Source organism: Longispora urticae, from assembly GCF_053902585.1.
This window is the reverse complement of record NZ_JAQZSH010000027.1, coordinates 238,648-251,884: the sequence shown is the minus strand read 5'-3', so window position 1 is coordinate 251,884 and position 13,237 is coordinate 238,648. Positions and strand designations below refer to the sequence as shown.

Genomic DNA, 13,237 nt, shown 5'->3' with positions numbered 1-13,237 from the left:
TCGCCCGCGCGGACCGGTACCCACCGGAACGCGCAGCGTGCTTGTTCAGTTCTTGGACGCCGCCGCGACGGCCGCCGCGACGGCCGGCCCCACCCTCGGGTCCAGCGCGCTCGGGATGATCTGGTCCGGGCGCAGGTCGTCCGCGACGAGCCCCGCGATGGCGTCGGCCGCCGCGAGCTTCATCGCCTCGGTGACCCGGGTGGCCCGGGCGTCCAGCGCGCCCCGGAACACCCCGGGGAAGGCCAGCACGTTGTTGATCTGGTTCGGGAAGTCGCTGCGGCCGGTGGCGACGACCTTCGCGTACCGCGCGGCCAGCTCCGGGTGCACCTCCGGGTTCGGGTTGGCCAGGGCGAAGATGGCGCCGCCCGGGGTCATCCGCTCCAGCGCCTCGGCCGGGATCTGCCCACCGGACACGCCGACGAGCACGTCCGCCCCGTGCAGGGCGTCGCCGATCCCGCCCCGGATCCCGGTGACGTTGGTACGGGAGGCCAGCTCGGCCTTGACCCCGCCCCGGGCCGCGTCGATGACGCCCCGCGAGTCGACCACGATGACGTCGCCGACCCCGGCCGCGAGCAGCATGTTCGTGACGGCCACGCCGGCCGCCCCGGCGCCGGAGACGACCACCCGGGTGTCGGCCAGGGACCGGCCGAGCAGGGTCGCCGCGCTGCGCAGGGCCGCCGTGACGACGATGGCGGTGCCGTGCTGGTCGTCGTGGAAGACGGGGATGTCGAGGAGGTCGTCGAGGCGGCGCTCGATGTCGAAGCAGCGCGGGGCGGAGATGTCCTCCAGGTTGATGCCGCCGAAGGACGGGGCGAGCGCCCGGACGATCTCCACGATCGCGTCGGGGTCCTTGGTGTCCAGGCAGATCGGCACGGCGTTGACGTCGCCGAACTTCTTGAACAGGGCCGCCTTGCCCTCCATGACGGGCATCGCGGCGCGGGGGCCGATGTCGCCGAGCCCGAGCACGGCGGTGCCGTCGGTGACCACGGCGACGGTGTTGCCCACCCAGGTGTACTCCCGGGTCAGCGTCGGATCGGCCGCGATGGCCTCGCACACCCGGGCTACCCCCGGGGTGTACGCCAGGGAGAGGTCCTCCCTGCTGTCCAGTCCCACCGTGGGAGTGACGGCGATCTTGCCGCCGCGGTGCAGTTCAAAGACGGGGTCCACGGATCTCCTAGCTCAGAATGGCGGGTGGGCCGTGCAGTGGGCCCGGACGTGGGCTGGCCCGGCAGAGGATCCGACCGAGGATCTCTGCCGCGCCGAGGGTGTGGGAGTCGTCCCCGCCGAACGGGTTGTCGCTGGTCAGCCACCAACCGTCGGGAACCTGCCGGGCGACCCGCCGCACCACGATCGTGTCGGGACGGGCTCTGAACCGGGCCACGACCAGGTCACCGGGGCGGATGGCCCGGCCACCGCGTCGCGCGATGAGCCTGTCTCCGTCGCGCAGGGTCGGCGTCATTGACGGCCCCTCGACGAGGACAGTGAACACCTCATCACCTTACGCCTTCCGGCCCGAGTTCCAAGCATCCCGCGTGAGCGATTGGCCATAGAACAGGAGTCAGCAATTTAGGAGAATCACTGTGATCATCTGTTTTCGAACGGGCACCCATGGTGACGCGCTCCGCATACTGTGGACTTTTCGCCATTCAGCCGCCATCCGGGCTTTCACCTGGGCTCTTGCGATCAAGGCTCCTTGCCGGAAGGATGACTCCTCGAAAGAGCAAACCGGGGTAACCCGGACCTGGCCATTACCGATGGCCGCGCCGCCCGTTTGGCTAGACGTGACCACGACAGCAGCAGGGGGTCGATAGACCATGACCGCCCAGACGATGACCGATGACATCGTGGAGCTGACCGTTCCGGCGGACGGCGCCTACCTCTCCGTTCTTCGCACCGCCACGGCGGGCCTCGCGGCCCGGTTGCACTTCACCCTCGACGAGATCGAGGACCTCCGGATCGCCGTCGACGAGGCGTGCGCTCTCCTGCTCCCGGCGATCGGGAACCCGCAGGACACCGAACTGACGTGCCGGTTCGATGTCGGACCCGACAGCCTGGCCGTGGCGATCAGCGCCCCGGCCACCGGCGCCCTGCCGGACACCCAGACGTTCGCCTGGCGGGTTCTCGCCGCACTGGTCGCCGACGTCGCCGCCGAGCTGCAGTCCGGCGTGGCGACGATCCGGATGACCAAGCGTCGGGCGAGCGCCGGATGACGACAGCCACGCTGACGACCATGATCCCGCGACCCAGTCGCTCGGTCGAGCCTCTCAGCTATTTTCCGTCGATTTATCTTGATAAAGCACCCGAACCAGAGACCCGGGAACTGCTCGCCCGGCTCGCCGCCGCCGAGCAGTACTCGCGGCCGTGGCGGGCCCTGCGCACCCAGCTGGTCCGGCGGCACCTGCCGCTGGTCAAGGGGCTGGCGCGCCGGTTCAAGGGCCGGGGCGAGGACTTCGACGACCTGATCCAGGTCGCGATGGTCGGACTGCTCAAGGCCATGGACCGCTACGACCCGGACCGGGGCGCGGAGTTCACCACGTTCGCGACGCCCACCATGACCGGGGAACTCCAGCGGCACCTGCGGGACAAGAGCAACACGCTGCGCCTGCCCCGCCGGCTCCAGGAACTGCGGTCGGCCGCGAGCCGGGCGTCCGCCGACCTGCACCAGCGCCTCGGCCGGGCCCCGACCCTGGTCGAACTGGCCGGCATCCTGGGCTCCTCGGCCGCGGCGGTGTCCGAGGCCCTGGAGAGCGAACGGCTCTGCGTGGTCCCGCTGGACAACGCGGACCGGGCGGCTCCGGACCAGGCGCTGGACTCGGTGGAGTTCCGCGCGGCGCTGCGTCCGCTGCTCAGCCAGCTCCCCGAACGGGAGAAGCGGATGGTGGCCCTGCGGTTCTTCGAGTACCGGACCCAGGCCGAGATCGCCGCCGAGTTGGGCATCTCACAGGTGCAGGTGTCCCGCCTGCTGACCCGGACCCTGGCCGGACTCCGGGTGGCACTGACCGAGACGCGCTGACGCGACCCGCGCCGGCTCAGGGGCTCTGACGGGGTACGTCGAGGCCCAGGGCGGCGCGGGTGCGCGGGTGCAGCGCGAGGAACACGCCGAGCGCGCCGAGCGCGATCACGGGCACGCCCAGCAGCGGCTGCCCGCCGGCGACCATGTAGTAGCCGATCGGCAGCAGGAACAGCTCCAGCATCATGGCCGGCCCGCGCGACCAGCTCCGCTGGCGGAACACCGCCCAGCCGACGAAGAACAGCAGCACCGCGTACACGGCGGTGTAGACCGTGACGAAGTTCGCGAGTTTCGTGCTGCCCGCGCGACCCGAGAGGTCCGCGTAGAGCAGCCAGCCGGTCAGCCCGACCAGCACCGCGGCCTTCCCCCAGAGGAGGCCGACGAGGGCCTTGAGGGTGACGGGTCGCACTGGGTCCACCGGTTCTGCCACGCCGGACAGCCTACCGGGCGGTACAGTGCCGGCCATGCGGGCGCTCCTCGTGGTCAACCCCAAGGCCACCACCACCAACGAACGCAGCCGGGACGTCCTGGCGCGGGCCCTGGCCTCGGAACTGGACCTCACGGTGGAACACACCGGACATAGAGGACATGCGGCGGAACTGGCCCGAAAAGCTGTGGAAGCGGGCATGGACCTCGTCGTCACCCTCGGCGGGGACGGCACGATCAACGAGGCCGTCAACGGGCTGCTCGCCGACGGCCCGGCCCCGCACACCGCCCTCGCCGTCGTACCCGGCGGCTCGACGAACGTGTTCGCCCGCGCCCTCGGCCTGCCCAACTCCTGGGTCGACGCGGCGGGCGTGATCCTGGAGGCCGTCCGAGAGGGCCGTAGCCGGTCCGTGGGGCTCGGCCGGGCCGACGACCGGTACTTCACGTTCTGCGCCGGCTACGGCATGGACGCGGCCGTCACCCGCCGCGTGGAGCGCTCCCGCCGCCGGGGCCGGACCGCGTCCCCCCTGCTGTACTTCCAGGCCGCCATGACCCAGTACGCGAGCCGGCAGGAGCGGCACCCGCACCTGACCCTGAGCCGCCAGGGCGAACCGGACGAGACGGGCCTGTCCATGGCGATCGTGCAGAACACCGCACCGTGGACGTACATCGGGACGAAACCGGTGCATCCCAACCCGGACGCGTCGTTCGACCTCGGGCTCGACGTGCTCGCCCTGCGGGGGCTGTGGCTGCCGAGCACCATTAGAACAATCACCCAGATGTTGTCAAGCGGGCGGGAACCCCACGGGAAGCGCGTCCTGAGGCTGCACGACTCGGCGGGTTTCACGCTGAGTACACCGAAAGCGATGGCGTTCCAGGTCGACGGCGACTACGTCGGCGAACGGCGCAGTGTCGAGTTCCGCGCCGTTCCCGACGCGTTGCGCGTAGTTTGCTGATCGGCGGTCGTATCGTCTGTTCGTCCGTCTCGTTGTTCCACCAAACGGGTTTTCCCGATCCGGGACATCGTCTGAGTCCACTGGATGCCGCCTCTGCTGGGCGTCTCGTGGGCTATCGCGGAGATGGTGACGCTCGGCTCACGGAAATCGCGGGCACGCGGTCACGACAGGCTCTACCATAACTACATACAGTCGCGATCGCAGGATCGAGAATCCCGATAAAATTCGGACAAACAGTCGGTGACGTTGCTCACCGTGTCGAAGTTTCTTGGGACTCACCTCTTGACATCGCGTGAGTTCGTGAAAGTATTCACAAGCGAACGAAGCAAGACGTGTACCACAGCCCGCTCCCGCGCTTGCGGTGGCCCCCAGCTTCGCTTGAGCGCGGGACACGTAAGACATCCGCAGTCATTGAAGATCCACAATCCAAGGAGAGTTGCCCTCATGGACTGGCGTCACGTTGCCTCCTGCCGCGACGAGGACCCGGAGCTGTTCTTCCCGATCGGGACGTCCGGCCCCGCCCTCCTCCAGATCGAGCAGGCCAAGGCCGTGTGTCGGCGGTGTCCCGCGACCAGCGAGTGCCTGCAGTGGGCCCTCGAGAGTGGTCAGGACGCCGGCGTGTGGGGCGGAATGAGTGAGGAAGAGCGGCGCGCCCTCAAGCGGCGCGGCAGCTTCCGGGTCCAGGCTCGCACCGCCTGATCCACACCGCGCACTGTCGACACGCGCGATCAAGATCTCGAAACACCAGAATTCCGTGGCAGGACCGGAACCTCATAGTTCCCGTGAACGCCGCAGTGATCCGGAATTTCTTCTCCGGAGCGCACCACAGAACGTCGCATCACCTCGCACGCCAGCACCTGTATTGAGTTGTGCGCATCTCGTTTTCGACCGAGGCCCGGGTGACCAACCCGGGCCTCGGTCGTTTTCGCGTGCGCGGGCCCCACTGACCGAAGGGCCGTCGTCAGACCCGGGTGGCAACGGCCGTGAAACCTCCCGGGCCGAACCTGACCCCATTATTCGAACACACATTCGAACACCGTGCAAGTGTCCTCATGCGACCGCCGACAGCGGCAGAGTCGCCGCCGCGTACCGGGCCAGGACGACCGCCACCAGCTCCGGCGCCGCCCCCAGCGGCTCGGCCACGGCCACCGCCCCGGCCCGCAGCGCGCGGTCTCGGGCCCTGTCGTAGAGCCGGCCCTGGGCCAGGAAGCACGAGGCGGCACCCACCCGGAGCGCACCGGCCGCGTACAGCGCCGCGACGGCCTCGTCGGGCCTCGGGCCGGGTCCGGAGGCGAAACCGATCCGCGCCGGGACCCCCAGCCGCTCCCCCAGCCCGGCGGCGGCCAAGGCGAGGCCGGCGCGGGCCGCGTCGTCGGACGTACCGGCGGCGATCACCACGAGCCCGTCGCACTGTGCCCCGACCGGCCACCCGCCGACGCCCGCTCCGGGGAGGCCGAGCCGGCCGGCCCGGGTCTGCGCGGTCGGCTGCCCGGGGACGGTCCGCAGGCGCCGGGCGTCCGCGTCCGCCGTGCCGGGTGTCTCGGGCGACGTGCGGGGCTGATGGGACGCGGCCGGGCCCCCCGGCGGGACCAGCTGCCATCCCGACTCCGCCGGCCGGGGTCCCGACAGGGCGGGCATCCGGGCGTGCGGGACCGGGAACCACGAGGTGTCCGGCTCCGGCTCGTCGAACCGGCCCGGGTCCGCGAACCGGCCCGGGTCCGCGAACCGCGCCGACTCGGCGGAGCGGTCCGACGCGGCGGACCGGGCCGGCCCGGAGAGGCCTGCCGGCTCGGCGAGTGGTGCCGCCCCGGACACATGGTCCGGCTCCGCCAGTCCGGGCGGGCAGTCCGCGTGGCCCAACCGGTCCGGGTCGTGGAGCTGGTCCGGCCCGGGGAGAACATCCGACTGCGGCGACCGGTCCGGTACCGGGAAGCGGGGGGCCCCGGCGTAGCCGATGACCGGGAACCGGGCCCGGAAGGCCGAGCGCAGGCCGCGCAGCAGGGCCGGGTACAGCGCCGGGTCGGTGCCCACGATAGGGGTGCGGTGCACGGGCAGGGGCGGGTCGACCAGGACGGCGGGGACGTCGACGGTGCCGTGGTACGCCGAGGTGAGCAGGAGCGGCACCACCACCGCCGAGCCGGCCCCCGAGGCGGCCAGGTCGGCCAGCACCGTGCCCGGCCGGGGCCAGGCGTGGTCGAGGTAGGCGACCCTGACGTCGAGGCCCGGACGGGCGGCGGACACGGCGAGGGCCAGGTCCTCCGTCGTCATGGCCGCCCGGGGGTCGCGGCTGCCGTGGGCCAACAGGACCAGCGCCGGCCTGGACGCGGAGTGCCCGGCACCGTCCGACGCCGGGCCCCGGGAGGGCTGCCCACCGGCCCCGTCCAGGGTCGGCGACGGCGGCCCTACTGGTGGATGCCGCACTCGGTCTTCTCCTCGAACATCGCCCACCGGCCCGCGCGCGGGTCCTCCCCGGGCGCCACGGCCCGGGTGCACGGCCAGCAGCCGATCGAGGGGAAGCCCTGGTCGATGAGCGCGTTCACGGGTACGTCGTGCAGCGCGATGTAGGCGTCCGCGTCGGCGGCCGTCCACCGGGCCAGCGGCGCGATCTTGACCTTCTCGCGCTCGTAGTCGTAGGCGACCACGGCGGTGTCGGCGCGGGTCGGGCCCTCGTCGCGGCGGAGCCCGGTGGCCCACGCCACGTACGGGTCGAGGGCCCGGATCAGCGGCTCGACCTTGCGCAGGTGGCAGCACTGGTTCGGGTCGCGGTGGAACAGCCGGGGCCCGTGGTCGCCGTCCTGCTGGCCGACGGTGCGCTGCGGCGGTACGGACTTCACCGTGATCGGCAGGCTCCGGACCGCCTGGTCGCGGACGGCCAGGGTCTCGGCGAAGTGCAGGCCGGTGTCCAGGAAGATCACGTCCACGCCGGGCGCGACCCGCGACACCACGTGCGCCAGGAGCGCGTCGGCGAACGAGCTGGTCACGCAGAACTTCGGGCCGAACTGTTCCACGGCCCAGGTGACGATCTCCTCGGCGGTGGCTTCCTCCAGGTCGTTGCCGGCCTTGTAGGCCAGCTTCTCTAAGGCGGCGGTCATGCCAGTGCCTCCTCTTCGGCGCGGGCCACCCAGGCGGCGAAGGTCTCGCCGTCGGAGCGGGCGGCCAGGTAGCGGCGGGTCAGGCGTTCGACGTAGTCGGGCAGGTCCTCGGCGGTGGACTTCAGGCCGCGCAGCTTGCGGCCGAGGCCGCCGGTCGGGACCGCGTCGGGGTCGTCGGGGTCCTCGGCCCACGCGCCGGCCGAGACGGCCAGGCCGCCGCCGAGGTGCAGCTGGAAGCCCTCCTTGCCGCCGAGCAGGATCCCCTTGAGGCCGATGTCGGCGACCTGGGTCCGGGCGCAGGCGTTGGGGCAGCCGTTGATGTTGATCGAGATGTCCGCGTCGACGTTCCCGAGCCGGGACTCCAGTTCGGTGATCAGCTTCTCGGCGGTGCCCTTGGTCTCGACGATGGCGAGCTTGCAGTACTCGATGCCGGTGCACGCCATCGTCGCGCGCCGCCAGGTGGAGGGCCGGCTGCTCAGCCCCAGCCCGTCGAGCTCGGCCGCGACGGTGTCCACGGCCGCCGGGGGAATATCCAGCACGAGCAGCTTCTGGTACGCCGTCGTGCGTACCCGTCGGAGGTTGTGCCTTTCGAGCAGGTCGGCCAGGGCGTGCAGCTTCTCGCCCGACACCCGGCCGACCACCGGCGCGACGCCCAGGTAGAAGTTGCCGTCGACCTGCGGGGCGGCACCGATGTGGTCGATGGGGCGCTCCGGGAGCACCGGCGGGGGCCCGTCGGAGAGCTTGCGCTTGAGGTACTCGTTCTCCAGCACGTCACGGAACTTCGCCACGCCCCAGTCGTTGACCAGGAACTTCAGCCGGGCCTTGGTGCGCAGCCGGCGGTAGCCGTAGTCGCGGAAGATGCCGATCACGCCGGACCAGACCTCGGGGATCTCGTTCAGCGGCACCCAGACGCCGAGCCGCTTGGCCAGCATCGGGTTGACGGCCAGGCCGCCGCCGACCCACAGGTCGAAGCCCGGGCCGTGGTCGGGGTGCACGCTGCCGACGAAGGCGACGTCGTTGACCTCGTAGGGCACGTCCGGCAGCCAGGAGATCGAGGACTTGAACTTGCGGGGCAGGTTCGAGAACTCGGGGTTGCCGACGAAGCGCCGTTCGATCTCGCGGATCACGTCGGTCGGGTCGATCACCTCGTCCGCGGAGACCCCGGCCACCGGGCTGCCGACGATGACCCGGGGGACGTCACCGCACGCCTCCTGGGTGGACAGGCCGACCGCCTCCAGCGCCTTCCAGATCGCGGGGACGTCCTCGATCCGGATCCAGTGCAGCTGGATGTTCTGCCGGTCGGTGAGGTCGGCGGAGCTGCGGGCGTACTTCACGGAGATGTCGGCGATGACGCGCAACTGCTCCAGGGACAGCTGGCCGCCGTCGATCCGGACCCGGAGCATGAAGTACTCGTCCTCGAGCTCGTGCGGCTCCAGGACGGCCGTCTTCCCGCCGTCGATCCCGGGCTTGCGCTGGGTGTAGAGGCCCCACCAGCGCAACCGGCCCCGCAGGTCGGAAGGGTCGATCCCAGCGAAACCGGTGTACTGGTACACGTTCTCGACCCGGGCGCGGACGTTCAGCCCGTCGTCGTCCTTCTTCATCCGCTCGTTGGGGTTGAGCGGTTCGCGGTATCCGAGGGCCCATTGGCCCTGTCCCTTGGCTCTGGTCGTCATGCTGCGTCTCCTGGATACGGAGAGGCGCACGGTCTGTGCCGAGTTGCGAAGTTGCCGGCGCGAACCGCGCGCCCGGCGAGGAAATTGCGGGCGGCGTCTACAGGGCCGGACAGATGGCGCTGCGCACGCGGCCGTAGTCCACGTGGCGGCGGACCACGAGGCGGCGGCGCAGGGCGGCGTACATGGTGGCCATCGTCGCACGTCGGGCCGTCGCGCACCAGTATGGTCCCGGTCACTGGGCGTCGACCGTGCCGACGGGGCCCGGCCGGGTGCCCCGGGGCGGTGTGGGCGGGATCACCGGATTGATCCGGGGAGGCGCCCCGGGGGCGCCCGGCGGTCGGGGTGGGGCTGAGGGCCGGCCCCCGACTGGGGCGGGCGGGGCTCGCGGCGGTGGCCGGGCGCCCGGTAAGTCCAGGGCTGTGAGGTGCGAAAACAGCCGGTCCGAGCCGAGTTGGACGCCGCGCAAGGGTCCGTCAAGGGTGGATCGGCATTGACCGATCTGTTAACAGTCTTATTTATTTGGTGCTGACAGTTACACAGATAACAGTCGCCTAGGAGCACCTCAGTGAAACGGACAGCAACGATCTTGCTCGGGATCGGCATCGTAGCCGCGACCGCGCAGATCATCCCCTCAAGCGCTGCCGCCATCCCCAGTCCATCAGCGGTCGATCTCGCGAATCGCGCCGTGTCCGCCGCCGACGTGGCCGCGGACTCGGGCCTCGACGGGCTCGCCAAGGGCCCCGGTGAGAGCCTCCGCCGGATCAAGTCCGTCGCGGGCGAGCGCGGTCTCTTCTACAACGCCTACGAGCGCACCTACCGGGGCCTGCCGGTCATCGGCGGGGACGCGGTCGTCACCACCGACACCGAGGGCAAGGTCCGGGGCGTCAACGCCTCGCCGACCGCCCGGATCACCGTCGGCACCCAGCCCACCGTGACCGCCGCCGCCGCGGCCGCGACCGCGAAGGCCCAGCTCGCCCAGGTCACCGACGTCAGCGCCCCGGTGCTGTCGGTGCTCGCCGGCGACAACCCGCGCCTCGTGTGGTCGACCACCGTCGCCGGACGGACCGCCACCGCGCCGAGCAACCTGCACGTCTACGTCGACGCCCGGACCGGGGCCGTCGCCGACAAGTACGACGACGTCAAGGCCGGCACCGGCAACGGGTACTTCAACGGCAACGTCACGATCAACACCAGCGGTTCCGGTACCTCGTGGTCGATGACCGACACCACCCGCAGCAGCCTGCGCTGTGGCGGCCAGGGCGGTACCGCCTACACCGGCACCGACGACGCGTGGGGCAACGGCCAGGGCACCAACCTGGAGACCGCCTGCGTCGACGCGCTCTACGCCGCCCAGAAGGAATGGGACATGGCCAGCCAGTGGCTGGGCCGCAACGGCTTCAACGGCAACGGCGGGGCGTTCCCGGCCCGGGTCGGCCTCGCGGACGTCAACGCGTTCTGGAACGGCAGCTACACCAACTTCGGCCACAACCAGGCCAACACCAAGCAGGCCACCCCGATCGACGTGGTCGCGCACGAGTACGGGCACGCGATCTTCCAGTTCTCCGGCACCGGACAGGGCGGCTCGGGCAACGAGACCGGCGGCCTGAACGAGTCCACCGGTGACATCTTCGGCGCGCTGACCGAGGCCTACGCCAACAACCCGAACGACCCGCCGGACTACGACGTCGGCGAGGAGGTCGACCTGGTCGGCAGCGGACCGATCCGGAAGATGTACAACCCGTCGCTCGTCGGCGGCGACCCGAACTGTTACAGCTCCTCGATCCCCAACACCGAGGTGCACGCCGCCGCGGGCCCGCAGAACCACTGGTTCTACCTGCTCGCCGAGGGTTCCGCCCCCGGTGGCGGCAAGCCGAACAGCCCGATCTGCTCCGGCGGACCGGCGTCGATCACCGGCATCGGGATCCAGAAGGCCGGCAAGATCTTCCACACCGCGCTGCTGACCAAGGGCTCGACCTGGGTGCACGCCACGGTCCGCAAGGCGACCGTGCAGGCCGCCGCGAACCTCTACCCGGGCGGCCCCGAGTGCGCCACGGTCAAGGCCGCGTGGCTCGCCGTCTCCGTCCCGGCCCAGTCCGGTGAGGCGACCTGCAGCACCACCCCGGCGAACGACTTCTCGATCTCGCTGAGCCCGTCCTCGGGTTCCGTGCAGCCGGGGTCGAACGTCACCACCACGGTCGGCACCACGACCACCTCGGGCAGCGCGCAGACGGTCAACCTGACCGCCTCGGGCCTGCCGGCCGGCGTCACCGCGGCCTTCACCCCGGCGTCGGTCACCTCCGGCTCCTCGTCCAGCCTGCGCCTCACGGCGTCGGCCTCGGCGACCCCGGGCAGCTACACCGTCACGGTCACCGGTACCGGTAGTGTCACGCACACCGCCACGTACAACCTGACCGTCGGCACGGTGAACCCGAACCCGAACGCGCCGGACATCGACGTCGCGAAGGTCCAGGCGCACCTGACCCAGTTCAACACGATCGCCTCGCAGAACGGCGGCAACCGGCGCGCGGGCTCGGGCGGCTACACCCAGTCGCTGGCCTACGTGAAGGGCAAGCTCCAGGCGGCCGGCTACACGGTCACCGAGCAGCAGTGCACCAGCTGCACCTACGTGTCGAACAACCTGATCGCCGACTGGCCGGGCGGTGACGTCAACAACACCGTCATGTTCGGTGCGCACCTCGACGGCGTCAGCGCGGGCCCGGGCATCAACGACAACGGCTCCGGCTCGGCGGTACTCCTGGAGAACGCGCTGGTCCTGGCCGCGCAGAACCCGACCATGACCAAGCACGTGCGGTTCGGCTGGTGGACGGACGAGGAGCAGGGGCTCAACGGCTCCAAGCACTACGTCAACTCCCTGTCGGCGAGCGCGAAGGCGGCCATCAAGGGCTACTACAACTTCGACATGATCGCCTCCACCAACGCCGGGTACTTCATCAACAACGTCAACTCGACGACGGCCACCCCGTTGCGCGAGTACTGGGCGTCGCTGAACCTGGCGCCGGAGGAGAACGTCGAGGGCCAGGGCCGTTCCGACGACTACTCGTTCCAGCAGGGCGGCATCCCGACCTCGGGTTACGCCACCGGTGCGAGCGCCCGCAAGACCTCGGCGCAGGCCACCAAGTGGGGCGGCTCGGCCAACGCCGCGTACGACCCCTGCTACCACTCCTCGTGTGACACCACCAACAACATCAACGCCACGGCCCTGAACCGGGGCGCGGACGGTGTCGCGTACGCCATCTGGAAGCTCGCCGTCGGCGGCACCCAGACGAACGACTTCTCGGTCTCGGTCAGCCCGAACTCGGGCAACACCCAGCCGGGCGGCTCGGTCTCCAGCACGGTGAGCACGGCCACGACCTCCGGCACGGCCCAGACGGTCACCCTGACCGCCTCCGGCCTGCCCAGCGGGGCCACCGCCATCTTCAACCCGTCGTCGGTGCAGTCCGGCGGCTCCTCGTCCCTGTCGATCCAGACCAGCGCCTCGACGCCGGCCGGTTCGTACACCGTGACCGTCACGGGCAGCGGATCCGTCACCCGGACCGCGAGCTACACGCTGACGGTCGGCACCGTGGCCAACGACTTCTCGGTCGCGCTGAACCCGACCTCGGGCTCCGCGCAGGCCGGCGCGTCGGTCACGTCCACAGTGGGCACCACGACCACCGCGGGCAGCCCGCAGACCGTGACGTTCAGCGCCTCGGGTCTGCCGAGCGGAGCCACGGCGAGCTTCAGCCCGTCGTCGGTGCAGTCCGGCTCCTCGTCGAGCCTGACGATCGCCACGTCGGCCAGCACGCCGGCCGGCGTCTACACGGTCACGGTCACCGGGACGGGGACGAGCGCGACGCACTCGGCCACCTACACCCTGACCGTGACCGGCACCGACCCCGGTGGCTGCGGCGGGCTCCCCGCCTGGTCTGCCAGCCAGGGCTACGTGCCGGGTGACGTGGTCAACCACAACGGCCACAAGTGGAACTCCACCTGGTACTCCACCGGAGCCGAGCCGGGCGCCCCGCAGTCGTGGGCCGTCTGGTCGGACGCCGGAGCGTGCTGACCGCCTGATGCCTCACC

At 70.9% G+C, this 13,237-nt stretch carries 11 protein-coding genes; 5 read left to right on the top strand and 6 right to left on the bottom strand.

Annotated features, from left to right (window positions below):
• Positions 1-45: 45 nt before the first annotated feature.
• A complete protein-coding gene (locus tag PT931_RS17415; RefSeq protein ID WP_456246777.1) occupies positions 46-1,167 on the bottom strand; it encodes an NAD(P)-dependent malic enzyme in 1,122 nt (373 codons plus the stop codon).
• A 7-nt stretch (positions 1,168-1,174) separates the two neighbouring features.
• Positions 1,175-1,489: a S24 family peptidase gene (locus PT931_RS17410; RefSeq protein WP_456246776.1), complete on the bottom strand. Its 315-nt coding sequence runs from the start codon at positions 1,487-1,489 to the stop codon at positions 1,175-1,177.
• A gap of 325 nt (positions 1,490-1,814) precedes the next feature.
• On the opposite strand from PT931_RS17410, the gene PT931_RS17405 reads away from it, so the two are divergent.
• On the top strand, positions 1,815-2,210 hold the full coding sequence (locus tag PT931_RS17405) for an ATP-binding protein (protein ID WP_363728277.1): 396 nt from the start codon (positions 1,815-1,817) through the stop codon (positions 2,208-2,210).
• A 20-nt stretch (positions 2,211-2,230) separates the two neighbouring features.
• Positions 2,231-3,013, top strand: a complete 783-nt coding sequence (locus tag PT931_RS17400) for a sigma-70 family RNA polymerase sigma factor (protein WP_456246775.1) — start codon at positions 2,231-2,233, stop codon at positions 3,011-3,013.
• A 16-nt stretch (positions 3,014-3,029) separates the two neighbouring features.
• On the opposite strand, the gene PT931_RS17395 is transcribed toward PT931_RS17400, so the two are convergent.
• Entirely contained in the window at positions 3,030-3,440 is a 411-nt protein-coding gene (locus PT931_RS17395) for a hypothetical protein (RefSeq protein WP_456246774.1), read from the bottom strand.
• 34 nt (positions 3,441-3,474) lie between these two features.
• Between PT931_RS17395 and PT931_RS17390 the strand changes: the two genes are divergently transcribed.
• Together PT931_RS17390 and PT931_RS17385 are read left to right on the top strand one after the other, a co-directional pair.
• The gene (locus PT931_RS17390) at positions 3,475-4,392 is read left to right on the top strand and encodes a diacylglycerol/lipid kinase family protein (RefSeq protein ID WP_456246773.1); all 918 of its coding nucleotides are present in this window, start codon (positions 3,475-3,477) and stop codon (positions 4,390-4,392) included.
• 444 nt (positions 4,393-4,836) lie between these two features.
• Entirely contained in the window at positions 4,837-5,091 is a 255-nt protein-coding gene (locus PT931_RS17385; RefSeq protein WP_197007424.1) for a WhiB family transcriptional regulator, read from the top strand.
• Positions 5,092-5,442: 351 nt separating this feature from the next.
• Here the strand turns inward: PT931_RS17385 and PT931_RS17380 are convergent, their stop codons facing one another.
• From PT931_RS17380 to PT931_RS17370, 3 genes are read right to left on the bottom strand one after another with little or no spacing between them, the layout of a single operon-like run.
• Positions 5,443-6,813, bottom strand: a complete 1,371-nt coding sequence (locus PT931_RS17380) for a CbiX/SirB N-terminal domain-containing protein (protein WP_456246772.1) — start codon at positions 6,811-6,813, stop codon at positions 5,443-5,445.
• Entirely contained in the window at positions 6,795-7,484 is a 690-nt protein-coding gene (locus PT931_RS17375; protein ID WP_456246771.1) for a phosphoadenylyl-sulfate reductase, read from the bottom strand. Before PT931_RS17375 ends, PT931_RS17380 begins: the two co-directional genes overlap by 19 nt.
• Entirely contained in the window at positions 7,481-9,157 is a 1,677-nt protein-coding gene (locus PT931_RS17370) for a nitrite/sulfite reductase (protein WP_456246770.1), read from the bottom strand. Before PT931_RS17370 ends, PT931_RS17375 begins: the two co-directional genes overlap by 4 nt.
• Positions 9,158-9,758: 601 nt before the next feature.
• Between PT931_RS17370 and PT931_RS17365 the strand changes: the two genes are divergently transcribed.
• A complete protein-coding gene (locus PT931_RS17365) occupies positions 9,759-13,220 on the top strand; it encodes a M28 family peptidase (protein ID WP_456246867.1) in 3,462 nt (1,153 codons plus the stop codon).
• Positions 13,221-13,237: the final 17 nt, after the last annotated feature.